General features: G+C 70.7%; 20 protein-coding genes. 7 read left to right on the top strand and 13 right to left on the bottom strand.

Annotated elements, in window-relative coordinates; all coding sequences use genetic code 11:
- Nucleotides 1-15: 15 nt before the first annotated feature.
- Nucleotides 16-1,329: a PPE family protein gene (locus ACJ512_RS11595; RefSeq protein ID WP_407689416.1), complete on the bottom strand. Its 1,314-nt coding sequence runs from the start codon at nucleotides 1,327-1,329 to the stop codon at nucleotides 16-18.
- Between the two features lie 884 nt (nucleotides 1,330-2,213).
- Between ACJ512_RS11595 and ACJ512_RS11590 the strand changes: the two genes are divergently transcribed.
- On the top strand, nucleotides 2,214-3,359 hold the full coding sequence (locus ACJ512_RS11590; protein WP_407689415.1) for a cupin domain-containing protein: 1,146 nt from the start codon (nucleotides 2,214-2,216) through the stop codon (nucleotides 3,357-3,359).
- A 140-nt stretch (nucleotides 3,360-3,499) separates the two neighbouring features.
- Nucleotides 3,500-4,918: a PPE domain-containing protein gene (locus ACJ512_RS11585; RefSeq protein WP_461480116.1), complete on the top strand. Its 1,419-nt coding sequence runs from the start codon at nucleotides 3,500-3,502 to the stop codon at nucleotides 4,916-4,918.
- 107 nt (nucleotides 4,919-5,025) lie between these two features.
- Here the strand turns inward: ACJ512_RS11585 and ACJ512_RS11580 are convergent, their stop codons facing one another.
- From ACJ512_RS11580 to ACJ512_RS11565, 4 genes are all read right to left on the bottom strand, one after another.
- Nucleotides 5,026-5,487: a PH domain-containing protein gene (locus ACJ512_RS11580; protein WP_407689268.1), complete on the bottom strand. Its 462-nt coding sequence runs from the start codon at nucleotides 5,485-5,487 to the stop codon at nucleotides 5,026-5,028.
- A complete protein-coding gene (ribH, locus tag ACJ512_RS11575) occupies nucleotides 5,484-5,966 on the bottom strand; it encodes a 6,7-dimethyl-8-ribityllumazine synthase (protein ID WP_407689269.1) in 483 nt (160 codons plus the stop codon). Before ribH ends, ACJ512_RS11580 begins: the two co-directional genes overlap by 4 nt.
- A gap of 7 nt (nucleotides 5,967-5,973) precedes the next feature.
- Nucleotides 5,974-7,254 carry a bifunctional 3,4-dihydroxy-2-butanone-4-phosphate synthase/GTP cyclohydrolase II gene (locus tag ACJ512_RS11570; RefSeq protein WP_369739165.1) on the bottom strand — a complete coding sequence of 427 codons (1,281 nt, stop codon included), beginning with the start codon at nucleotides 7,252-7,254 and terminating at the stop codon, nucleotides 5,974-5,976.
- 109 nt (nucleotides 7,255-7,363) lie between these two features.
- Nucleotides 7,364-7,963, bottom strand: a complete 600-nt coding sequence (locus ACJ512_RS11565; protein WP_407689270.1) for a riboflavin synthase — start codon at nucleotides 7,961-7,963, stop codon at nucleotides 7,364-7,366.
- 84 nt (nucleotides 7,964-8,047) lie between these two features.
- Between ACJ512_RS11565 and ACJ512_RS11560 the strand changes: the two genes are divergently transcribed.
- Nucleotides 8,048-8,752 (top strand): LppX_LprAFG lipoprotein, encoded by a 705-nt coding sequence (locus tag ACJ512_RS11560; RefSeq protein ID WP_407689271.1) that lies wholly within the window; start codon nucleotides 8,048-8,050, stop codon nucleotides 8,750-8,752.
- A complete protein-coding gene (locus ACJ512_RS11555) occupies nucleotides 8,749-10,305 on the top strand; it encodes an MFS transporter (protein ID WP_407689272.1) in 1,557 nt (518 codons plus the stop codon). Before ACJ512_RS11560 ends, ACJ512_RS11555 begins: the two co-directional genes overlap by 4 nt.
- 5 nt (nucleotides 10,306-10,310) lie before the next feature.
- On the opposite strand, the gene ribD is transcribed toward ACJ512_RS11555, so the two are convergent.
- The 5 genes from ribD to ACJ512_RS11530 all read right to left on the bottom strand — a co-directional run bounded on the left by ribD (nucleotide 10,311) and on the right by ACJ512_RS11530 (nucleotide 16,471).
- A complete protein-coding gene (gene ribD, locus ACJ512_RS11550; protein WP_407689273.1) occupies nucleotides 10,311-11,336 on the bottom strand; it encodes a bifunctional diaminohydroxyphosphoribosylaminopyrimidine deaminase/5-amino-6-(5-phosphoribosylamino)uracil reductase RibD in 1,026 nt (341 codons plus the stop codon).
- Nucleotides 11,333-12,043, bottom strand: coding sequence for a ribulose-phosphate 3-epimerase (gene rpe / locus ACJ512_RS11545; RefSeq protein ID WP_407689274.1), 711 nt, complete (start codon nucleotides 12,041-12,043; stop codon nucleotides 11,333-11,335). The genes ribD and rpe overlap by 4 nt, the downstream gene beginning before the upstream one ends.
- A 103-nt stretch (nucleotides 12,044-12,146) precedes the next feature.
- Entirely contained in the window at nucleotides 12,147-13,529 is a 1,383-nt protein-coding gene (locus tag ACJ512_RS11540; protein ID WP_407689275.1) for an RsmB/NOP family class I SAM-dependent RNA methyltransferase, read from the bottom strand.
- Nucleotides 13,526-14,458: a methionyl-tRNA formyltransferase gene (fmt, locus tag ACJ512_RS11535; protein ID WP_407689276.1), complete on the bottom strand. Its 933-nt coding sequence runs from the start codon at nucleotides 14,456-14,458 to the stop codon at nucleotides 13,526-13,528. The genes ACJ512_RS11540 and fmt overlap by 4 nt, the downstream gene beginning before the upstream one ends.
- Before the next feature lie 237 nt (nucleotides 14,459-14,695).
- The gene (locus ACJ512_RS11530; RefSeq protein ID WP_461479765.1) at nucleotides 14,696-16,471 is read right to left on the bottom strand and encodes an IS1634 family transposase; all 1,776 of its coding nucleotides are present in this window, start codon (nucleotides 16,469-16,471) and stop codon (nucleotides 14,696-14,698) included.
- 155 nt (nucleotides 16,472-16,626) lie between these two features.
- Here ACJ512_RS11530 and ACJ512_RS11525 point away from each other — a divergent pair, with 155 nt between their 5' ends.
- Entirely contained in the window at nucleotides 16,627-17,451 is an 825-nt protein-coding gene (locus ACJ512_RS11525) for a class I SAM-dependent methyltransferase (protein ID WP_407688348.1), read from the top strand.
- Nucleotides 17,452-17,467: 16 nt separating this feature from the next.
- Here ACJ512_RS11525 and ACJ512_RS11520 read toward each other — a convergent pair whose 3' ends face one another.
- The 3 genes from ACJ512_RS11520 to ACJ512_RS11510 all read right to left on the bottom strand — a co-directional run bounded on the left by ACJ512_RS11520 (nucleotide 17,468) and on the right by ACJ512_RS11510 (nucleotide 20,907).
- A complete protein-coding gene (locus ACJ512_RS11520) occupies nucleotides 17,468-17,956 on the bottom strand; it encodes a MarR family winged helix-turn-helix transcriptional regulator (RefSeq protein WP_407688349.1) in 489 nt (162 codons plus the stop codon).
- A 128-nt stretch (nucleotides 17,957-18,084) separates the two neighbouring features.
- Nucleotides 18,085-20,112, bottom strand: coding sequence for a primosomal protein N' (locus ACJ512_RS11515; RefSeq protein ID WP_407688350.1), 2,028 nt, complete (start codon nucleotides 20,110-20,112; stop codon nucleotides 18,085-18,087).
- Between the two features lie 27 nt (nucleotides 20,113-20,139).
- Nucleotides 20,140-20,907, bottom strand: coding sequence for a lysoplasmalogenase (locus ACJ512_RS11510; RefSeq protein WP_407688351.1), 768 nt, complete (start codon nucleotides 20,905-20,907; stop codon nucleotides 20,140-20,142).
- On the opposite strand from ACJ512_RS11510, the gene ACJ512_RS11505 reads away from it, so the two are divergent.
- Nucleotides 20,906-21,868, top strand: coding sequence for an alpha/beta hydrolase (locus ACJ512_RS11505; RefSeq protein ID WP_407688352.1), 963 nt, complete (start codon nucleotides 20,906-20,908; stop codon nucleotides 21,866-21,868). The genes ACJ512_RS11510 and ACJ512_RS11505 overlap by 2 nt on opposite strands.
- Nucleotides 21,869-21,894: 26 nt before the next feature.
- Nucleotides 21,895-22,866, top strand: a complete 972-nt coding sequence (locus ACJ512_RS11500) for an alpha/beta hydrolase (RefSeq protein WP_407688353.1) — start codon at nucleotides 21,895-21,897, stop codon at nucleotides 22,864-22,866.
- Nucleotides 22,867-22,868 lie beyond the last annotated feature (2 nt).

Here is a 22,868-nt window from a genome sequence, read left to right as displayed (position 1 = left end):
TTTCCCGTGGGGTTTCTAAGAGCTCGACAATCGTTTGATCAGTGCACCTTTGAGCTCACCGAATTCCCGCTCAGTGAGGTGACCGCCGTCGCGTAACTCGACGAGTTGACGCAGCTCGGCTGCTATCCCGGTCCCCGGAACGCCGGCCGGTTTCTGCGGCGAATCTGCTTGGTCACCGTGAGCGGTGATGGCCGCCAGGCGTTCCCGGCTGCCTGGACCGACGGCACCACCGAGCGCGCGACCCGTCATACTCGCCAGGGCCATCTCGCTGAACAGGTTTGCGGCGCCGGATTCTGCGACGGCCGGGGCCGCGCCAAGGCTGGTCGACACCAGCTGTGTCGCAACGAGTCTGGTTTCGGGCGCCGCGATGGCCCAGCCCTGCGGGACCGACAACGACCCGATCATGGGCGCGCGACCCAGGCCCGCGGTCACCGGCGAGGGAGCATATGCCGCGACGGACCCGGCCGGCGCAGGCCCCGGTCCGGTTGGTGACCCGAGCGCACCCCCGCGGATGATCCCGCGGGCCTCTTCCGAAGTCGCGAGGTCCTGCGTCGCTGCCAGGCCTCGGGTACCGACGCCCACCGATGCCGACGACGCCGACGCGCTCGTCGACGACGCGGCAGTACTGGTCACCGACGGAAACTCGAGCAGCGCTTTGGCGGGCGTCGAGCCGATCAAGGCTGTCAGCGCGGATCCCAAGGCCGGCAACGTCAGGCCGGATGCCGACGATGTCGACGCGGCAGGCGAAGCCAGCGATTGCAGTGCCTGCGGCAGTGCTGAGATGACCATCGACGCGTGGCTTCCCCCTGCAGTAGCGGCGACGGCCTGGCCGGCGAGCCCCCCGGGGATGGTGGTGGGCGGCGGAGAGGTGAAGGGACTCAACCGCGACGCCGCTGCCGAAGAGCTGGCGTAGCCATACATCGCGACCGCATCTTGGGCCCACATTTCACTGTAGAGCGCCTCGTTGGCCGCGATCGCCGACGTGTTCTGCCCCAACAGATTCGTCGCGATCAGTGCTGCGAGCTGTGCACGATTGGCTGCGATGAGCGGCGGCGGCACTGTCAGGGTGAACGCGGTGTCATAGGCCGTTGCGGCTGCCACCGCTTGCACAGCGGTCTCGTCGGCCGCCGCCGCGGTCGTGTTGAGCCACATCACATAAGGAGCCGCGGCACGTGCCATCGACGACGATGCGGGGCCCAACCACACTCCGCTGGTGAGCCCGGCAATCACCGATTCGAACGACCGCGCCGCAGAGCGCAACTCAGTCGCGAGGCCGGCCCAGTGGGCGGCAGAAGTGACCAGCGAGGCAGCACCCGGCCCGGAATACATTCGGGCGGAATTGATCTCCGGCGGTAGCATTCCAAAGTTTATGGTCATTATTTCCTATGCCTACCGTATCTTCAGCTCCGACGTTTGCGTGTTGACCCAGAAACCACGCTTTGGCGCCGAACGTGCACCGCGGGCGTCTTCCGGCAAGGCGGCGCTGTCCAGAGTTGGATGGCGACCCGGTCGCCATCGTCGGCCTGCCGGAAGCCGTCCACTGGACTCAGCTGATTCCAGCACACTGTTCGTTGCCTCACCCGTTGCAGAGACGGATCCGGCTGTGCCAACTCCGCGGTCAACGCGCGTAATGGCCGCACCGCGTGCTCGGCAAACAGCACCGACCGCTGCTCCATGCTCCGCCCGGGCGCGGAATCGACGCCACCGGCGCGAGGGTGGCCGGCCATCGGAACTCATTCGACACCTCCATCAGCCGTGGACGCCGTCAAGCCGGGTATGCCATATTTACCAATATCTTTCGCGTCGCAGCGTCGTTTGCCGACGGCGCACCATCGCTATAGCGCCGTCGACCGCAGTGCTCTGTTACCCAGGTCTACCACAGTATTCGCCAGATTCGGACAGTCCGGGCAAGCGGATACCACCGAACACACCGGGAATCGGAAGCCGTTGCCTGAGCATGGGAGATCCGCCGCCAACTCGATCCCATCGCCCGACTGACGCGCAGGACGGCTGCGACCGCAGCCCAGCTGTCGGCTTTCGACCACATATTCCATGCCGACTCGGCTTCCGCGGCAACGAAGACCGTCGGCACCCGACGCGCGGTCACCGACGTATGCGATGCTGACAAAGCCACCCGAAAGCCACCCGAAAGCCACCCGGACGTCACCACGGAGTTTTGCGGAGGGGTCATCGTCGAATCGTCGCTAGCCTGGTTGCTCTCACCGCTGCCGGTGCAGACCTTCCTCGACGACATCTGGGGAGCCACGCGCTACCACGTCAAGCGGGACTGCCCGGGCTACTTCGACGGCCTGCTGCCCGGCCCCCCGGTGGTCGAGGGGCTCCTCGATCACCTTCGGGCGGAGCCGTCGGTGCTGCGCCTGGTCAAGGGCGAGGAGAACAGGGACCCCCACACCTACCGGCGCCCCGACGGCAGCCTGGATCCCGCCGGTGTCCGCGACGGCCACGCCGCCGGTTACACGATCGTCGCCGACAACCTCGAGCGCTACGTGCGCACGCTCGGGTCGCTGGCCCACGCGATCGAGGTGGAACTGAACTTCCCGACCCAGGTCAACGGCTACGTCACGCCGCCCGAATCGCGGGGATTCGTCCCGCATTACGACCACCACGACGTGTTGATCCTGCAGGTCCAGGGGTCCAAGGCCTGGGATCTCTACGGCGACGCGCCGGTGCCGCCGCACGAGATGCAGCAGCGCAAGGCGGTCGCCGCGGACGACCTGCCGCCGCCGGCCCGCCTGCGCATGGACGCCGGGGACACGCTGTACCTGCCGCGCGGACAGATCCACGCGGCACAGACGCGCTCCGAGACCTCCGTGCACTTGACCGTCGGAATCCACGCGCCGACCGTGCTCACGCTGATCACCCATGCGCTGCACATGCTCAGCTTCCGCGACGACCGTATCCACGACCGGCTCCCGCCGCGGCATCTGCGCGACGCCGACGTGCGCGCGAGCCTGGGTGCCCTCGTGCGCGACATCGTCGCGGGCCCGGACGTCGTCCCCGAAGGGCTCGGCGCGATGGAGGACCTTCTCGTCCGGCGCGGCCGGTGCCCACCGGTCGGACAGGGCGCGACCGCCGCCGGGATCGACGGACACACGCGGGTGGTGAGGCATCAACCGCTCTACTCGCGGGTGCTGACCGGCGCCGGCGGCGTCGCCCTGCAGTTCGCCCAGCTGCTGATCAGCGTCGGCGCCGACCACGAAGCCGCCCTGCGGTACCTGGCCGACAGCACCGGGCCGTTCCAGGTCGGCGACCTGCCCGGACTCACCGCGGCGCAGCAAACGGAGCTCGCACGCACGCTGATCGTGACCGGATTCCTCGTCCGCCAACCCGACGACTGACTCGGAGCCGAAAACCGCAGGCGCTCGAAGGCACCGGCTACCGGTCCCGCAAATGCGGAGCCAATTACATAGATAAGTCGATATTGCGGATTTGCTCGGGCAGGGGCAAGATCGGCTCAGTGACGGTCACGCCGATCTGGATGGCCTCGCCGCCGGAAGTGCACTCGGCGCTGTTGAGCGGCGGACCGGGGCCGGTGTCGTTGATCGCGGCAGCCGCGGCGTGGCACTCGCTCAGCGCCGAATACGCCTCGGCGGCCGACGAACTCGGCGCCGCGCTGGCGGCGGTGCAGGCCGGGGCGTGGCAGGGTCCCAGCGCGGAGTCCTACGTGGCCGCGCACGTGCCGTACCTGGCGTGGTTGCTGCAGGCCAGTGCCGACAGCGCGGCGGCGGCCGCCAAGCACGAGGCCGCGGCCGCGGCCTACACCGCCGCCCTGACGGCCATGCCCTCCCTGGGCGAGCTGGCCGCCAACCACGCCGTCCACGCGGTCCTGGTGGCGACGAACTTCTTCGGTGTCAACGCCATTCCGATCGCGCTCAACGAGGCCGACTATGTGCGGATGTGGGTCCAGGCGGCCACCACCATGACGACCTACCAGGCGGTGTCGGACGCCGCGGTGGCGTCGACGCCGCACACCGCCCCGGCACCGCAGATACAGAAGTCCGCCGCCAACAGCTCTCCGTCGAACCAGGACAGCGGGCCACGGCCCAACCAGTTGAGCTGGTGGACGACCCGGGCCCAGGAGGTGGCCAACGCCATCGGGCAGGATTTGTCGGGGTTCCCGTCCAATCCGGCCGCGGCGATCACCCGCCTGGAGACCGATCCCCTACTGGTCAGCGAACTTCCGCACTGGGCGGGCGAAGCGGTCAACACCTTCGCGCCCCAGCTGCAGCAGTTGACCCAGGTGGTGGAGGGACTGGGCATCGCACCGCTGCCGGCCCCGGCGTTCGCCGGGCTGGCGGGGCTGGCCGGGCTGGCTCAGCCGGCCCCCGCCGCCCCGGCCGTCGTCGCCCCCGCGCCGGTGGGCGCGCCGGCCCCCACGACGCCGGCCCCGGTGGTCGGTGTGGCCTCGGCCGCCCCCACACCCGCCCCGGCGCCCGCTACTGTGCCGGCACCGACCCCCACACCCGGCGCGGCGCCGGCGCCGGCGCCGCCGCCGGCGCCGCCACCCACCGTCCACGCGTTCAGCCCCCCCTACGTGGTCGGCCCGCCCGGGGACGCTGCGGGTGCGCCGATGAGGGCCCGGTCCCCCGCCGCCGCCAGGGCGGCCGAACCCGCGGCCGCGGCGGCCGCGGCCGCGGACACGCCCGAACGGGTACGGCGACGCGGTCGGCCAGGAGCGCGGCTGATCGACCGCGGATTCCGCCACGAATACCCGGAATTGGAGTCCGCCGCCGCGGCGCTGGCGTCGGCTTCGGGCGCGGGCGCCATGGGATTCGCCGGCACCTCGCGGCGGGCCGACGCCGCCGAGGCGGCCGGACTGGCCACGCTGACCGGCGAGTCGCCGAGCGCCGGCCCGGACATGCCGATGCTGCCCAGCAGCTGGGATGCCAACGACTGACCCGGCGCCTGCGCCGGCCCGCGCGCTGCGGTGCTGGGGCGAAATGCGTTGCGGCGACGCGGCTTACGCCTGCCTAACGCGGCCTGCGTGCCGTACCTGCGTTAGGCTCACCGGTCGGGTTGGTACCGGGCCACCAGGGACCGCACGGTGTCCATGGCCGCCACGGCGCGCTCCTTGTCGACGGCCTGGATCGCCATCACCGGGACGTACTCGTCGTCGGGCAGGTCGATCCGCGCCCAGCGACTGCCCGGCGGAAACGACACGTCGACCACCTCCGGCCACGGGATCAGCCGATCGCCCAACAGGTTACGCACCGAGAGCCCGGCCGCGCCCACCCGCAGCCGCGGCCGCGCGAACAACAGCACGACGCCGCCGATGACCAGGCCCAGCGCCGCCATCGCGACCTGATCGGCCGTCTGGAAGATCACCCCGGTCGACCTGATCTTGAGCAGCAGGCCGACCGCGATGTGCGCCGCGGCGATCACGAACGCGGCGGCGTAGACGAAGGGCAGCGTGCGATGCGGGCGCAGTACGACGTCCCAGTCGTCGTGGTCGGGTGCGTCGGTCACGACCGGGCGCGCAGGTCACGCAGCGTCAGGGCGGTGGTCAGCGCGGCCGCGGTCGCCTGGGCGCCCTTGTCCTCCGACGAGGTGGGCAGCCCGGCTCGGTCGAGCGCCTGCGCCTCGGTGTTGGTGGTCAGCACCCCGTTGGCGATCGGGGTCGAGGCGTCCAGCGCGACCCGGGTCAACCCCTGGGTCACCGCGTCGCACACATAGTCGAAATGCGGTGTCTCACCACGGATCACGACTCCCAGAGCGATCACCGCGTCGTGGTTGCGGGCAAGCTCCTGGGCCACCACCGGGATCTCGATGGCCCCGGTCACGCGAACCACCGTCGGGCTGGCGATGCCGGAATCGGAGGCCACCTTGCGGGCCCCCGCCAGCAGCGCATCGCAGATCGTGCTGTGCCAGGTGCTGGCCACGATCGCCAGCCGCAGCTCCGACGCGTCGAGCGCCGGCACCTCCGGCACACCGGCTGCGGGGCTCACAAGCGACTCACAGAGCGCCACCGAATTCCCCCGGCAGATGCACGGATTCGTGGAAGTAGTCGTCGAGGCCGGCCAGGTCGTGGCCCATCCGGTCCCGCTTGGTCATCAGGTAGCGAATGTTCTCGGCGTTGGCCCGCACCGGCAGGGGGACCCGCTCGATGATGTGCAACCCGTACCCGTCCAGGCCGACCCGTTTGGCGGGATTGTTGGTCAGCAGCCGCATCGAGCGCACGCCGAGGTCGACCAGGATCTGCGCGCCGATGCCGTAATCCCTTGCATCGGCCGGCAACCCGAGTTTGAGGTTGGCGTCCACGGTGTCCTCGCCGGCGTCCTGCAGCTGGTAGGCCTGCAGCTTGTGCATCAGGCCGATGCCGCGGCCCTCGTGACCGCGCATGTAGAGCACCACACCCCGACCCTCGCGGGCGACCATGGCCATCGCGGCGTCGAGCTGTGGGCCGCAGTCGCAGCGGCGCGAGCCGAACACGTCGCCGGTCAGGCATTCGGAGTGCACGCGGACCAGCACGTCGTCGCCGTCGGCGTTGGGGCCGGCGATCTCGCCGCGGACCAGCGCCACGTGTTCGACGTCCTCGTAGATGCTGCTGTAGCCGATCGCGCGGAACTCTCCGTGCCGGGTGGGGATCCGGGCCTCGGCGATGCGTTCGATGTGCTTCTCGTGCTTGCGGCGCCACTCGATCAGGTCGGCGATCGTGATCAGCGCGAGGTTGTGCTCGTCGGCGAAGACCCGCAGCTCGTCGGTCTGGGCCATCGCGCCCTCGTCCTTCTGGCTGACGATCTCGCAGATCGCGCCGGCGGGCCGCAGGCCGGCCATCCGGGCGAGGTCGACGGCGGCCTCCGTGTGGCCGGGCCGCCGCAACACGCCACCATCCTTGGCGCGCAACGGGACAACGTGTCCCGGGCGGGTGAAGTCGGTGGCGGCGCTGTCCGGGTCGGCCAGCAGCCGCATGGTGGTGGCCCTATCCGATGCCGAAATCCCGGTTCCGACACCGTTTTTCGCGTCGACGGTGACGGTATAGGCCGTCCCGTGCTTGTCCTGGTTCACCGCGTACATCGGCAACAGGCCGAGCCGGTCGCAGATCGCGCCGTCCAACGGCACGCACAGGTAGCCCGAGGTGTAGCGGACCATGAACGCCACCAGCTCCGGAGTCGCCTTCTCGGCGGCGAAGATCAGGTCGCCCTCGTTCTCGCGGTCCTCGTCGTCGATGACGACGACGGCCTTGCCGGCCGCAATGTCGGCTACCGCCCTTTCGACGGAGTCCAACCTCGTCATCGCTGCTACCTTGCTGTCGTGCGGCCCCATGAGGAGCCCTATTCTTGCATTCAGTATGAACCACCGCGCGCGCGTCGTTGTTGCGGCGGTTTGATCAGCGGGTCCGTCCCTACCTGGACATCAACCGCTCGACGTACTTGGCGATGACGTCGGCCTCGAGGTTGACCCGCGCCCCCACCGGTGCGCGGCCCAACGTGGTCAGGTCGCGGGTCGTGGGGATGAGGGACACCTCGAACCAGTCCTGCGGTTGGGCGCCCAGGCCCGAGACCGTCAGGGAGATTCCGTCGACGGTGATCGACCCCTTCTCGACGACATAGCGGGCCACCGCCGCGGGCACCGCGATCCGGACCACCTCCCAGTGCTCGGAGGGGGCGCGCGCCACCACCTGCCCGGTGCCGTCGACATGTCCCTGCACGATGTGGCCGCCGAGCCGGCTGCCCAGGGCGGCGGCCCGCTCCAGGTTGACGCGGCTGCCCACCTCGAGTTCGCCCAGATTGGAGCGGTTCAGGGATTCGGCCATCACGTCGGCGGTGAACTGGCCGTCGGCCAGCAGCTCGGCGACCGTCAGGCACACGCCGTTGACGGCGATCGAGTCGCCGTGCCCGGCGTCGGCGGTGACGACGGGCCCGCGGATGGTCAGGCGCGCGGCGTCGGACAGGACGTCCCGGCCGGTCACCTCCCCGAGTTCCTCGACAATTCCGGTGAACATCGCCCCAGGCTAATGACTGGGGACGCGAGCCCACACCCGACTGGTGCACCGGCCGCGACACCGCCACCCTCTACGATGCAGGGTATGCAGACCCGCCGCCTGTTGGCCGTCCTCGCATCCCTGAGCATCACCGCCGCCCTGATCGCCGGCTGTTCGTCGGGATCCAAGCCGAGCGGCGGGCCACTGCCGGACGCGAACACCCTGATCAAGCAGTCCGCGCAGACCACCAGGAACGTCAAGAGCGCCCACCTGGTGCTGACCGTGACCGGCAAGGTCCCGGGGATGCCGATCAAGAACCTGACCGGTGACCTCACCACCACGCCGGCGACCGCCGCCAGCGGAAACACGACGATTACGCTCGGCGGCTCGGACATCAATGCCGACTTCATCGTCGTCGACGGGACCCTGTACGCCACGCTGACGCCCAACAAGTGGAGCGATTTCGGCAAGGCCTCCGACATCTACGACGTCTCGGTGATCCTCAACCCGGACTCCGGCCTGGCCAACGCGCTGTCGAACTTCAGCGACGCCAAGGCCGAGGGCCGCGACACCATCGACGGGCAGACCACGATCCGGATCAGCGGCAACGTCACAGCCGACGCGGTCAACAAGATCGCACCGCCGTTCGGCGCGTCGGGCCCGGTCCCGGCGACGGTCTGGATCCAGGAGAACGGCGACCACCAGCTGGTGCGGGCCAACCTGCAGAAGAGCAAGGGCAACGCGGTGCAGATGACGTTATCCAAGTGGGGCGAGACCGTTCAGGTCAGCAAGCCCCCGGTGAGCTCATGAGCACGGCGGCCGGGCGCCGGATCGCGATCGGCGCGGGCAGCCTGGCGGTGTTGCTGGGCGCCCTGGACACCTATGTCGTGGTCACCATCATGCGCGACATCATGCGTGACGTCGGCATCCCCATCAACCAGCTGCAGCGCATCACCTGGATCGTCACGATGTACCTGCTGGGCTACATCGCCGCCATGCCGCTGCTGGGGCGTGCGTCCGACCGGTTCGGCCGCAAGCTGCTGCTGCAGGTCAGCCTGGCGCTGTTCATCGTCGGCTCGGTCGTCACGGCGCTGGCGGGGCATTTCGGCGACTTCCACATGCTGATCGCCGGCCGCACCATCCAGGGCGTGGCCAGCGGTGCGCTGCTGCCCGTCACGCTGGCGCTGGGCGCCGACCTGTGGGCGGAGCGCAACCGCGCAGGCGTGCTGGGCGGTATCGGCGCAGCCCAGGAACTCGGCAGCGTGCTGGGCCCCCTCTACGGCATCTTCATCGTCTGGTTGTTCCACGACTGGCGCTACGTGTTCTGGATCAACGTGCCGCTGACCCTGATCGCGATGGTGCTGATCCAGTTCAGCCTGCCGTCGCGCAAACGCACCGAGGCGCCGGAGAAGATCGACCTGGTCGGCGGCGTGCTGCTCGCGCTTGCGCTCGGCCTTGCGGTCATCGGGCTGTACAACCCCCAACCCGACGGCCTGCACGTGTTGCCGAGCTACGGGTTACCCCTGGTGATCGCGGCGGTCGTGGCCGCGGTGGCGTTCCTGGCCTGGGAACGTTTCTCGCGCACCCGCCTGATCGATCCCGCCGGCGTGCACTTCCGGCCGTTCCTGGCGTCACTGGGCGCGTGGGTGACCGCAGGTGCCGCGCTGATGGTGACCCTGGTCAACGTGGAACTGTTCGGTCAGGGCGTGCTGCAGATGGACCAGAACCAGGCGGCCGGGTTGCTGCTGTGGTTTTTGATCGCGCTGCCGATCGGGGCGGTGCTGGGCGGCTGGATCTCCACCCGGACCGGCGACCGGGCCATCGCGTTCCTGGGGCTGCTCATCGCCGCCTACGGCTACTGGCTGATCCACTACTGGCGCCAGGACGTGATGGAGCAGCGGCACGACATCCTCGGCCTGTTCAGCGTGCCCGCGCTGCACGCCGACCTGCTGGTGGCCGGCCTGGGTCTCGGCCTGGTGATCGGACCGCTCACCTCGGCGGCCCTGCGCGTCGTGCCGCCCACCCAGCACGGCATCGCCTCCTCGGCGGTGGTGGTGGCCCGGATGACGGGCATGCTGATCGGCGTCGCCGCACTGAGCGCGTGGGGCCTGTACCGGTTCAACCAGATCGTGGCGGGGCTGACGGCCAAGATCCCGCCCGACGCCACCCTGATCGAACGGGTCGCCGCGCAGGCCACCCTGTACCTGAAGGCGTTCGCGATGATGTACGGCGACATCTTCCAGGTCACCGCGTTCATCTGCGTCGTGGGCGCGCTGCTGGGCCTGCTGGTCGGCGGCCGCACCGAGCACGCCGAGGAACCCGCGGTCAGCGAGGAACAGGCCGTCGCCCCCACCAAGGGTTAGCCCGGTCAGTCGCCGCGCGGCACCAGACTCAGCAGCAGATCGGGTCCGGCCCGGTCGATCCCGTCGAACTGCCAGCGCAGCGCCCGCGCGATGCTCGGCACCCCCACGTCGTCGACCGCGGTGACGGGGCCACCCAGCAGGATCGGCGCCAGGTAGACGAGGATCCGATTGACCAGCCCGGCCCGCAGGAACGCGCCGGCCAGCGTGGGGCCCCCCTCCAGCAGCACGTCGGTGCGGTCCGAAACCGCCTTGAGCACCTCCATGGGGTCATGGGTGCGAATCAGCATGGTGCGCGAGTCGTCGTTGAGCACCTTCGCCGCCGACGGCAGGTCGCGCATGCCCACCACCACCCGCAGCGGTTGCTGCCGCGCCAGCGAGCCGTCGGGGGCCCGCGCGGTGAGCGCGGGGTCGTCGGCCAGCACCGTGCCGGTACCGACCACGATCGTGTCGGCGGTGGCGCGGCGGCGATGCAGGTCCAGGCGCGAGGCGTCGCTGGAGATCCACCGGCTCGTTCCGTCGGCGGCGGCGCTGCGCCCGTCGACGCTGCTCGCGTACTTCCACGTCACGTGCGGCAACCCGGTGCGCTGCTTGTAGAGCCATTCGCGCAGCGGCCCGCCCGCAACCTGATCGGCCAGCACGCCGGACTGCACCTGCACGCCGGCCGCCTGCAGCCGGCCCGCACCACCCCCCGCGATCCCGTTCGGATCGGTGACCGCGTAGACGACCGCGCCCACCCGCGCCTCGACGAGGGCGTTCACGCACGGCGGGGTCTTCCCGAAGTGGTTGCACGGCTCGAGCGTCACCACGGCGATGCCGCCGGCCGCCAGTCCGCCGGCCCGGCGCAACGCCACCACCTCGGCGTGGTCGCCGCCGGCCGGCTCGGTCGCGCCGGCGCCGACGACATGGCCCTCGCGGTCGATGATCACGGCCCCGACCGGCGGGTTCGGGTAGGTGTTGCCCTTGACCAGGTAGGACTGCTCGATGGCCAGCCGCATGGCCTCGTCGAGGTTCTTGACCTGTTCGCCGCTCATGAGCTCTTCGCCGCGCGCAGGTGCCGGGACGCCGCGCCGGCCTGCTGCCGCAGCGCCTCCAGCGCGGCCTCCGGGTCGTCCGCGCCGTACACCGCCGAACCCGCGACGAAGCAGTCGACGCCGGCCTCGGCGGCCTGCTCGATCGTGTCCTCGTTGATGCCGCCGTCGATCTCGAGCAAGATCGTCAACTCCCCCGCGTCGACCATCTTGCGCACCGCGCGCACCTTCCCGAGCACCTCGGGAATGAACCGCTGCCCGCCGAACCCCGGCTCCACCGACATGATGAGCAGGGTGTCGAAGTGCGGCAGGATCTCCAGGTAGGGGTCCAGCGGGGTTTTCGGCTTCACGCCGATGCCCGCCCTGGCGCCGGCGGCGCGGATGTCGCGGGCCACCCCGACCGGATTGTCGGTGGCCTCGGCGTGGAACGTGACGTTGTATGCACCGGCTTCGGCGTACGGGGGCGCCCAGCGATCGGGATTGTCGATCATCAGGTGGCAGTCCATCGGAATGGTCGTGGCGGCCAGCAGGTGTTCCACGACCGGCAGGCCGATCGTGAGGTTCGGCACGAAGTGGTTGTCCATCACGTCGACGTGCAACCAGTCGGCGCCCGGCACGGCGGCCGCCTCGTCGGCGAGCCGGGCGAAATCAGCGGCCAGGATCGACGGCGCGATCCAGGGCCTTTCGGACGGTCCCGTGAAGCGAGGCATGAGCGACAGGTTACGCAGCCTCGCGCCCGCTCTCACGTCAGGCCGCGCTACCCCGCGCCGCGGCGCAGCGCGGCCGCGGCCGGGTTGTCGTGTCGCGGTCGCGCTACCCCGCATCGCGGCGCAGCGCGGCCGCGAACATCGCGTCGGTGCCGTGCCGGTGCGGCCAGAGCTGCACATGGGGGCCGTCCCCCAGCCCGCTGACGGGCTCGAACAGCGGCCGGGCGTCCACCGCGCTCACCGGATGACGGCGCAGCGCGTCGGCGACCACGCCCACGGTTTCGGCCAGGTGCGGCGAACACGTCGCATACAGGACCACGCCGCCGGGGCGGGTCAGCGCGATCGCGGCGGCCAGCAGCTCGCGCTGCAGCTTGGCCAGGACCGGCACGTCGGCCGGCTGCCGCCGCCACCGCGCCTCCGGGCGGCGCCGCAGGGCACCCAGCCCGGTGCAGGGCGCGTCGAGGAGCACCCGGTCGAAGCCCGGCTCGAGCCCGCTCTCCCGCCCGTCGGCCCGCACCACATCCACCGGCAGGCCGCGGGTGTTCTCGACGACCAGGTCGGCGCGCCGCGGCGACGGCTCCACCGCCGTCACGCGGGCCCCCGCCCCGGAGGCGCCCAACGCGGCCAGCAGCGCCGTCTTGCCGCCCGGCCCCGCGCACAGGTCCAGCCACCGGCCGGTGTCACCGTCGACCGGCGCCAGCGTCAGCGCGCGGGCCACCAGCTGGCTGCCCTCGTCCTGGACCAGCGCGACGCCCTCGCGCACCGGCGCCAGCCCGCCGGGGTCCCCGCCCGGCAGATACACCGCGTACGGCGAGTACCGCCCGACGGTGCCGCCCACCGCCTCGGCGAGCTCGGCGGCGGTCAGCACCCCGGGGCGGGCCGCCAGGTGCACCTGGGGCCGTTCGTCGTCGCTGGCCAGCACCGCGTCGAGTTCCCCGGCGGCCGCGCCCAGCGCGTCGGCGAAGGCCTGCGCGATCCAGCGGGGGTGCGCGTGCACGAACGCGGCATGCCCGACCGGATCCTTGGCCGGGTCGGGAGCCAGCTCGTCGGTCCAGGACTTCTCGTCGCGGCCGGAGATGGTGCGCAGCACGGCGTTGACGAAACCCGCTCGCGGGGAATCGAATTCGATGCCCGCCTGCTCGACGGTGGTGGACACCGCGGCGTGCGCGTCGACGCGGGTGCGCAGCAGCTGATAGGCGCCGAGGCGCAGCAGGTCGAGCAGCACCGGATCGATCGCGTCCGGCGAACGCCCGGCCGCCGCGCCGATGATCGCGTCTAGCAGGCCCCGGCTGCGGCAGGTGCCGTAGGTCAGCTCGGTGGCGAACGCGGCGTCGCGCCCGGTGATACCGCGTTCCCGCAGCAGCGCGGGCAGGGCCAGGTTCGCGTACGCGTCGCGCCGGCTCACCGCGCGCAACACCTCGAAAGCGGCGGCACGCGCCGGGTCCAGCGGCCGGCGGCGTGGCCGGCGCCGTTGCGGGGGCGGGCTCATGACGCCCGCGCGGCGGGCTCGAGATGGGCTCCCCGCGCCCAGTCGACCGCGTCCATGAGTTTCTTGCCGGGCGGCTGAATCCGGCCGAGCCGCACCGGCTCGGTGCCGGTACCGATCCAGACACTTTTACGGTCGACGTGAATGACGCCCGGCGACAACGGTTTCGGCGCGTCGCCGGCGAGGAACACCGGACCGAGTTTGATGCGCAGGTCGCCGACCAGCGTCCAGGCGCCCGGGCTGGGTGTGACGGCGCGGATGCGCCGCTCCACCACCGGCGCCGGCAGATCCCAGCGCACCCGGGCCTGCTCGACGGTGATCTTCGGCGCCAGGCTGACCCCCTCGGCCGGCTGCGGCCGCGGCGTCAGCGTTCCGTCGGCGATGCCGTCCAGCGTCGCCGACAGCAGCGACGCACCCGACAGGGCGAGGCGTTCGAGCAAGTCCCCGGCGGTGTCGGCCGGCCGGATCGTCTCGGTGACGACACCGTAGATCGGCCCGGAATCCAGGCTCGGCTCGATCCGAAAGGTGGTCGCGCCGGTGATGGCGTCGCCCGCGGCGATCGCGGCCTGCACCGGCGCCGCGCCGCGCCACGCGGGCAACAGGGAGAAGTGCAGGTTGACCCACCCGTGCGCGGGCACCGCGAGCAGGTCCTCGCGCAGCAGCGCGCCGTAGGCCACCACCGGGCAACACTCCGGCGCCAGCTCGGCCAGCTCGGCGACGAACTCCGCGGAGTTGGGCCGCGCGGGCCGCAGCACCGGGATGCCCCGGTCCAGCGCCTCGCGGGCCACCGGCGAGGGTTCCGGTTTGCCGCGCCGGCCGGACGCGGCGTCGGGCCGGGTCAGCACGGCGGCCACCTCGTGCCGGGGTGAGTCGAGGAGGCGGCGCAGCGCGGGCAGCGCGGGTTCGGGGGTGCCGGCGAAGACGAGGCGCACGCGCACAGTGTAGGGAAGAACACCCCGGCGCTTTCACTTGCGCGCGTAGACTATTTCCGAGGCATACTATTTCTAGCGGTTAGCGTCAACCGGCATGACCGCACTGCGGTGCTAGCGACGACGAAGTCGAGTACGCAGCCCTTTCCTTAACCCGAAGTTACTGCTGCTTTGGTAGGGGTTTTCCTGGTTTGAGCTGGGGTTTTGGCGGGTTTGGTGGTGTGGTGTTTGTCTACCTGGCTATGCGGCGATGGTGAGGGGGATGGTGGCTTCGATGAGGTCGAATGCGCGGCGTTGTTCGGGGGTGGGGTCGGCGAGTTTGTCGATCTCGATGTCGGTGTTGTGGTAGCGGATCCTGTTGCGGGTCAAAGTCTTGAGGTGTTGGAGTAAGCCAGCGAAACTCCGTAAGGGGTGGCCGTGGGCGTCTTGTTTGGTGGCGGCTTTAGCCGCGGCGTCGGTGCTGCGCTGTGCGGGGGCTACGGGATTGTCCCGGACCGGCGGGTTTTCGTCGGTGAATGTTAGTGGCGCCCAGGCTTTACGCAGGTGCCAGAGCAGGTAGCGGGCCAGCATGCAGATCAGCAGATGGGCTTTGACGCGGTCTTGCAGCCGGTGGCGGATGGGGCGCACTTGCAGGTCGTCGGTTTTGATGCTGCGGAAGTCACGTTCGATGTTGGCCAGGTTTTTGTAGGATTCCACCACCTGGGCTGGGGTCAGTTCCGTGGCGTCGACGCTGGTGCGGATCACGTAGATGCCATCGAGGGCGGCTTCAGCATCGATGTTGTGTTGGTTGCGGTGGTAGGTGAAACCGCTGTCGGTGATGGTGGTGTGGAAATGCTTGGCCATCTTGTATTTTCCCAACACCTTGCCCACCGCCTTGCCGATGTCAGCGGCCCCGGCGAGCCGGCCGGCTGCCACCCGCTTGGTGAGGGGTTCTAGCAGTTTCTCGGTCGCGGCCAACAGCTGGGTACGTTTGCGGGCACGCTGGTCAGCCAATGCCGGGTTGCGGCAGGCGATCAGGCGTTCACCGGGATAGTCGGGGTGAGCGATCTCGACCAGGTCCTGCTGATCGAACAGGCTCATCTGCAAGGGTCCTTGGTCGGCGGCCAGCGCGGCGATCGCCGGGTTGCGCAAAGCGGTGATCCACCCGAAACTCGCACCCGCTTCGTTGAGTTCACGCAGGGCGTTGATGCGGGCGGTGGTGATCATGCCCCGATCACCGACCATCACCAGATCATCGAGTTTGAACGTGTCTTGCAGATCGGCCACGATCTTGGTGAACGCTGTGGGGTCAGCGGTGTTGCCGGGGAACACCCGCACCGCCACCGGACGGCCCTCCCGGTCACCGAGCACCCCGAAGTTGATCTGCGGCAACCCTTTTTTGCCGTCCCGGGAATACCCGCGTGCCGCCAGCTCGCAGTGGCTGCCGGTCATCCACGTGCTCGACAGGTCGAACAACGCCATCTTCGAGGGGTTGACGCGCGGGTCAAGGTGTTTGGCGGCCAATTTCTTTTCGATCCCGTCTTGGCGCCCGACCAGCCAGTCCATCGCGGCGTAGATCTCGTCGGTGGACGCGCCAGCGATACCCAGATCAGCACCCAAGGTGGTGTCAGCCCACCACGACACAGTGTCCAGCTTGGACGCCGGCCGAACCACCCGGGAGATGATCAACCCCAACACCAGATCCCGTGACCGGCATGCCGGACCCAGCAGGGCGGACATACCCACCTTGGCCGCCATCGCCGCCACCGCCGCCACATCCCCATGCGGCAAGCTACGGACGGTGTCGAACTCCGAGCCCGCCGCCACCAGTGTTTGGCCTTTCAAGGTGGCCTCGATCGCGGCGATCGTCTCCGCGGGCAACATCGACAGGTTGGCCACCGTCTCGTTGCGGACCTTAGCGCCGTCACGGAACGTGCGGCGTAGATACACCGATTCGTAATCACGCTGCTGGCCTTGCTTATTCACATGAGACCGCCGAACTTTGACTACGTGAACTTTCCCACTACCGCGCGACATAATCAGCAATATAGCTGATCACGGTCCACTTACCAGGTGCGACACACCAGTATTTTGACTACATTCAAAATGTCAAACAGCCCAATACCGCATGTCAAGCCACCAAACCACCTCAAAACCCGCAGTAACTTCGGCTTAACTCTGAAGGAGGTCTGATGACTCTCGACACCACCATCCCCAATGACCACGCACTGGCGTCCACGCACCGGGCGATCTGGGCCCTGGGCGACTACGCCCTGATGGCCGAGGAGGTCATGGCCCCGCTGGGCCCCGTCCTGGTCGCCGCGACCGGTCTGGGACCGGGCGTCCGTGTCCTCGACGTCGCGGCCGGCGCGGGCAACATCTCGCTGCCCGCCGCCAAGTCCGGCGCCGCGGTCATGTCCACCGACCTGACCCCCGAGTTGTTGCAGCGGTCCCAGGCCATAGCCGCCGCCCAGGGCCTCACGCTGGACTATCGCGAGGCCAACGCGCACGCGCTGCCCTTCGGTGACAGCACCTTCGACGCGGTGATCTCGGCGATCGGCGTGCAGTTCGCGCCGCAGCATCAGCGCGCCGCCGACGAAATGGTCCGCGTCTGCCGGCCCGGCGGAAAGATCGGCGTCATCAGCTGGACCCCCGAAGGCTTCTTCGGCCGGATGCTGGCCACGATCAGGCCATACCGGCCGTGCCTGTCGCCGGCGGTGTTCCCCGCCGCGCTGTGGGGACGGGAACGCTACGTCGGCGGGCTGCTCGGCGACCGCGTGCAGGGCGTCACGGCGACGCGCGGACTGCTGGAGGTCAGGCGATTCACCAGTGCCGAGTCGGTGCACGACTACTTCAAGAACCACTACGGCCCGACGATCGAGGCCTACGCCAACATCGGGCACAACCTGGTGCTGACCGAGGAACTCGACGCCCAGCTCGTCGAACTGGCACGGCAATACCTCGCCGACGGCGCGATGCAGTGGGAGTACCTGCTGGTCACCGCCGAAAAGCGCTGAGTCGCGGCGGTTCGTCCTACAGGTCGATCTCGATGTCGAGGTGGGCGTCGGGCTCCCCGCCGGCCGCGGTGAAGGCCGTCAGGGCCCGGACCAGGCCGTGGCGCTCCGGGGGCGGCATCTTCTCCACGATGGCGGCGATCTCGGCGCGCCGGTAGGCGGTGACCCGGCGCACGACCTCGCGTCCACGCTTGGTCAGCGCGGCCAGCAGCTCGCGCCGCGACGTCGGGTGCGGCAGCCGGTCGATGAGCCCCGCGGCGACGAGCCGGTCGACCATCCGGCCGGTGGCCGACGGTTGCACGCCGAGCAGGCCGGCCAGCGTGGCCAGATTGACCGGGCCCCGGTTGGACAGGATCACCAGGGCGCGGAACTGCGAGATGGTGATGGTCTCGTCGACGCGCCCGATCGATCGGGCCGATATGGCCACCAGGAGGCGAGACGCCGTCAGCAACGCGTCGGTGATCACATCCAGTGACTCTTCGGCGGTCGTCATGTCGTCTTGTGCCATCGTGCCACCCTCTTCCGACTGTTCCTACGGGCCGCCGCGGGCTGAAGAAATAGAAGTGTAACAGCCCCCCACTATCGTCCCCACGCATTGTTGCCTAATCGAACTATCACCCTGGGACATTATTTGCGCTAGCCGATGTGCAGCGGGTCGATCTGCACCCGCACCGGCTCGTGGGTTTGCCGGGCACTGAGCACCCCGACGCCGCGGCGCAGGCTCGCCGCCAGCTGCAGGCCCTGCTCGCGGGGCACCCGCACCAGCATCCTGGTCACCGGCGCGTCGGCGGCGGTGCCCGCGGGGCGGCGCACACCGGGCGGCAGCTCAACCGGGCCGAGCAAATCGGCCCCCGCGGGCAGGCGGGCCTCGTCGAGCAACGCCGCGACCGCGCCCGGTGCGCCGTCGATCGCGGCCATGTGCACGCTGGGCGGCAGACCGACTTCGGCCCTGGCCGTGAGCTCGGTCTCGGCGTGGCCGACCGGATCCCAGCGAATCAGCGACTGCACCGTCGGGATGGACGACTCGGCGACCACCGCCACCACTCCGCCGTCGCCGCGGGCGCGCACCAGCGCGGCGGCCGTCATCCAGCGCCACAGGGCGTCCTCCGCGGCGCGCAGGTCCTGCCGGCCCAGCAACGCCCAGGTGTCGAGCAGCAGCGCCGCCCCGTAGCCACCGGGTGCGACGGGTTCGGCGCCCGGGGTGGCCACGACGAGGGCCGGGCCGGCGCCGATCTCCGCCACGATCGCGTCGCCGGCCGAGGTGACGACCGGCGTGCCGGCGAAGGCGCGGCCGAGTTCCTCGGCGGTGCGCCGCGCGCCGATCACCACCGCGCGCACCGAGACCGAGCCGCACCGCGCGCACCGCAGCGCGGACTCGGCGCGGCCGCACCAGCGGCACACGGCAGTCGGCCCGACTTGCTGCCATGGCTCCCCCGCTGACTCCGCCAGGGACAGCGGGCCGGTGCAGTGCCGGCACCGGGCGATGGCGCGGCAGCGGCCACAGGCCAGCGAGGGGACGTAACCCCGCCGCGGCACCTGTACCAGCACCGGAGCGCCGGCCTGCAGCGCCGAGCGGGCGGCGCGCAGCGCCACCGAGGGAATGCGCGCGGTGCGTGCCGCGGGGTCGCGTTCGTCCTGGTAGCCGGTGTCGTCGAGGGCGACCACCCGCGGGGTGCGGGCCCGCACCACCGGCCGCGCCGCCACGACGTCGTGCGCCCACCCGCTGCGCACCAGCGCGTGGGCTTCGGCGGTGCGGGCGTAGCCGCCGATCAGCGCCGCGCAACGCGCCTGGTGGGCCCGCAACATCGCCACCTCGCGGGCGTGCGGGTAGGGCGCGCGCGGTTCGGCGAGGCTGTCGTCGGCGTCGGCCCACACCATGACCAGGCCCAGGTCGCTCAGCGGCGCGAACACCGCGCTGCGGGTGCCGATCACCAGCCGCGCGGTGCCCCGCAACGCCGCCAGCCAGCGCCGGTACCGGGCGGCCGGCCCCAGGCCCGCCGACAGTGCCACCACGCTGGCCTCGTCGACCAGGGCCGTCGCGGCCGCCCAGAGCGCGTCCAGATCCCGCTGGTCGGGGACGATGGCCAGCACCGCCCGGCCGGCGCGGACGCTCTGCGCGGCGGCCTCGGCGAATCGGTCCGCCCACGCCTCCCCCGGGAGCGCCTGCCACACCGCACGGGCGGCACGCGCCTCGCCCAGGGCACCCAGGAACTGCGCGCCGCGGCCGTAGGTGTCCCAGCCCGACGGGTCGACCGGCGCCGGCGCGGCGGGGGCGGCCCGGAGTTCGCGGGCCTCCCGTTCCACCCGGGCGTGGCGCGCCGGCACCGCCAGCCGCAACACGTCCGGCCGGGTGCCGGCGTAGCGGGCGGCCACGGCGTCGACCAGACGACGGGTCTCGGGGGTGAGCACCTGTTCGGGAGACACCACCCGATCGAGCCAGCCGAGCTTGCCCGCGTGATCGGTGTCGTTGCGGCGCTCCAGCACGAACCCGTCGACCAGCCGCCCGTGGAACCGCACCCGAACCCGCACCCCGGGCTGGGCGTCGTCGGACTGCTCGGCCGACACCAGGTAGTCGAACTCGCGATCCAGGTGCGGCACCGACAACATCGGCAGCACCCGGGCGATCGGCTCCACCTGGACGGGCGTGCGCGCGCTCGGGGTCACGGGCCGCTCATGCCCTGAGAAGCGTTGCTAGTCAGCGCGTTCGGTGGGCCAGTCGACGACCTCGGCGTCGCCGGTCCAGGTGTCGGCGGCTTCCTCCCGGCCGAAGAAGAACCCCGCGCTGAGCAAGATCTCCGCCGCGGCGTAGGACCACCAGACCGGCACCGCCACCGCCTCGTTGTGCAGGACGAAACGGCCGATCCCGATCATCGAGTCCGACGCGGCAAAACACAGCGCCCCCACCGCGGCCCAGATCGTGGGCAGCCGCGCGAACTGCGCCGTGCACACCATCGCGGTCAGGACGAGGATGTAGACCGTCACCGGGAGCTGCAGGTCGTCGCGGCTCAGGTGCGGCCAGAACCACGCCAGCAGCACCAGCGTCGTCAGGCCGACCAGGACCGCGACGGCGATGCGCGGCGGCGTCGGGCGCGCCGCGCGCGCCAGCGGCAGCAGCGCGGCCAGAAAGCACAAGTGCGCCAACATGAACGCCGACAGCCCCGCGACGAACGACAGCGTCCACCACGGGATCGCCAGCAGCCAGTCGCCGACGGCCGACAACAGCAGCGCCGGCATCAGCCACCGCCGCTCCCGCACGATGGGGTGCCCGACGGCGGCCACGGTCAGCAGCACCGCCATCAGCGCCTTGAACGGCGGCTGCATGACCCAGTGGCCGGTCAGCTCGGTCCCCGGCGGCGAGCGCAACGCGAGCACCGTCAGATAGACGCCGTAGCCGACGCCGGCCCAGCCCGCCACCACCCATCCGCCGGACACCAGCCGAGGTGCGTACGGTACCTCCATGCCCAGCTTGGACAACACAGCCGACGAAAGACCAGCAATCGACCCCATCCTGCAGAAGGTACTGGATGCGGTTCCGTTCCGGCTATCGACCGAGGAGGGTGTCGACGCGGCCCGGCAACGGTTCCGCGACCTGCCGCGCCGGCCGGTGCACCCGGAGCTGCGCGTCGAGGACCGGACGATTGCGGGGCCGGCGGGCCCGGTCGGCGTGCGGATCTACTGGCCGGCAACCGAAGGCGGCGGCGGCGCCCGCCCCGTCGTGATGTTCTTCCACGGCGGGGGTTTCGTCGTGGGCGACCTGGACACCCATGACGGCACGGCGCGCCAGCACGCGGTCGGCGCCGACGCGATCGTGGTGTCCGTCGACTACCGGCTGGCGCCCGAGCACCCCTACCCCGCCGCGATCGAAGACGCTTGGGCCGCAACGCTGTGGGTCGCCGAGCGCGGCTCCGAAATAGGCGCCGACGGCGGCCGGATGGCCGTCGCCGGGGATTCGGCCGGCGGAAACATCGCGGCGGTGCTGGCCCAGCTGAGCCGGGACCGGGGCGGCCCGCGGATGGCGTTCCAGCTGCTGTGGTACCCCTCCACGCTGTGGGATGCGTCGCTGCCGTCGTTCACCGAGAACGCCGCCGCCCCGATCCTCGACGTCAAGGCCGTCGCCGCGTTCTCCCGTTGGTATGCAGGCGATGTCGACATGGCCGACCCCCCGCCGGGCATGGCGCCGGGACGTGCGGGCAACCTGGCCGGGCTGCCGCCCGCCTACATCGGCGTCGCCGGCTACGACCCGCTGCGCGACGACGGGATCCGCTACGGCGAACTGCTGGCCGCCGCCGGCGTCCCCGTCGAGGTGCACAACGCCGAGACGATGGTGCATGGGTTCCTCGGTTACGCCGGCGTGGTGCCCGCCGCCACCGCCGGGCTGGACCGCGGCTTGGCGGCGCTGCGTCGGGCGCTGCACACATAGCCGCGGCAAATGCGTACGGTGAACCCATGACAGAGCCGACCATCGCCCGACCCGGCATCGACCCGACGTTCAAGTCGTTGCTCGACGCGTTCCCGATGACGTTCAGCGCCTCCGACGGCGTGGAGGTCGCACGCTCGCGCCTGAAGCAGCTCGCAGTGCCCCAGGAGATGCTTCCCGACCTGCGCGTCGAGGAGCGGAAAATCGGCTACGGCGATCTGGACGGGATCCCGGTGCGGATCTACTGGCCGCCGGGCGCCGACACCACCGATCGCGCGCTGCCCCTCGTCGTCTTCTACCACGGCGGCGGGTTCTGCCTCGGCGACCTGGACACCCACGACCCCGTCGCCCGCGCCCACGCCGTCGGCGCGGAGGCCATCGTGGTGTCCGTCGACTACCGGCTGGCCCCCGAGCACCCGTTCCCGGCGGGCGTCGAAGACTGCTGGGCCGCGTTGCGATGGGTGGCCGACAACGCCGCCGAGCTGGGCGGCGACCCGGACCGCATCGCCGTGGCCGGCGACTCGGCGGGCGGCAACCTCTCCGCGGTGATGACGCACCTGGCCCGCGACAATGCCGGGCCGGAGCTGGCCTTCCAGCTGCTGTGGTACCCGACGGTGTGCGCCAACATGTCGCTGCCCTCGTTCACCGAGAACGCCACCGCGCCGGTGCTGGACCTCGAGGTCATCGACGCCTTCCTGACGTGGTACCTGCCGCACCTCGACATCAGCGATCCCGGGGCCCTGCCCGTCACGTTCGCCCCGGCCGCCGCGACCGACCTGTCCGGATTGCCGCCGGCCTACATCGGGACCGCCGAGCACGACCCGCTGCGCGACGACGGGGCCCGCTACGCCGAGTTGCTCACCGCCGCCGGGGTGCCCGTCGAGCACAGCAACGAACCCACCCTGGTGCACGGCTACGTCAGCTTCGCCATGGTGATCCCCGCCGCCGCCGAGGCCACCAACCGCGGCCTGGCCGCCCTCAAGAGGGCGCTGCACGGCTAGGC

Source organism: Mycobacterium cajalii, assembly GCF_045809005.2.
Lineage (GTDB): Bacteria > Actinomycetota > Actinomycetes > Mycobacteriales > Mycobacteriaceae > Mycobacterium.
This window is presented reverse-complemented; position numbering and strand designations above follow the sequence as displayed.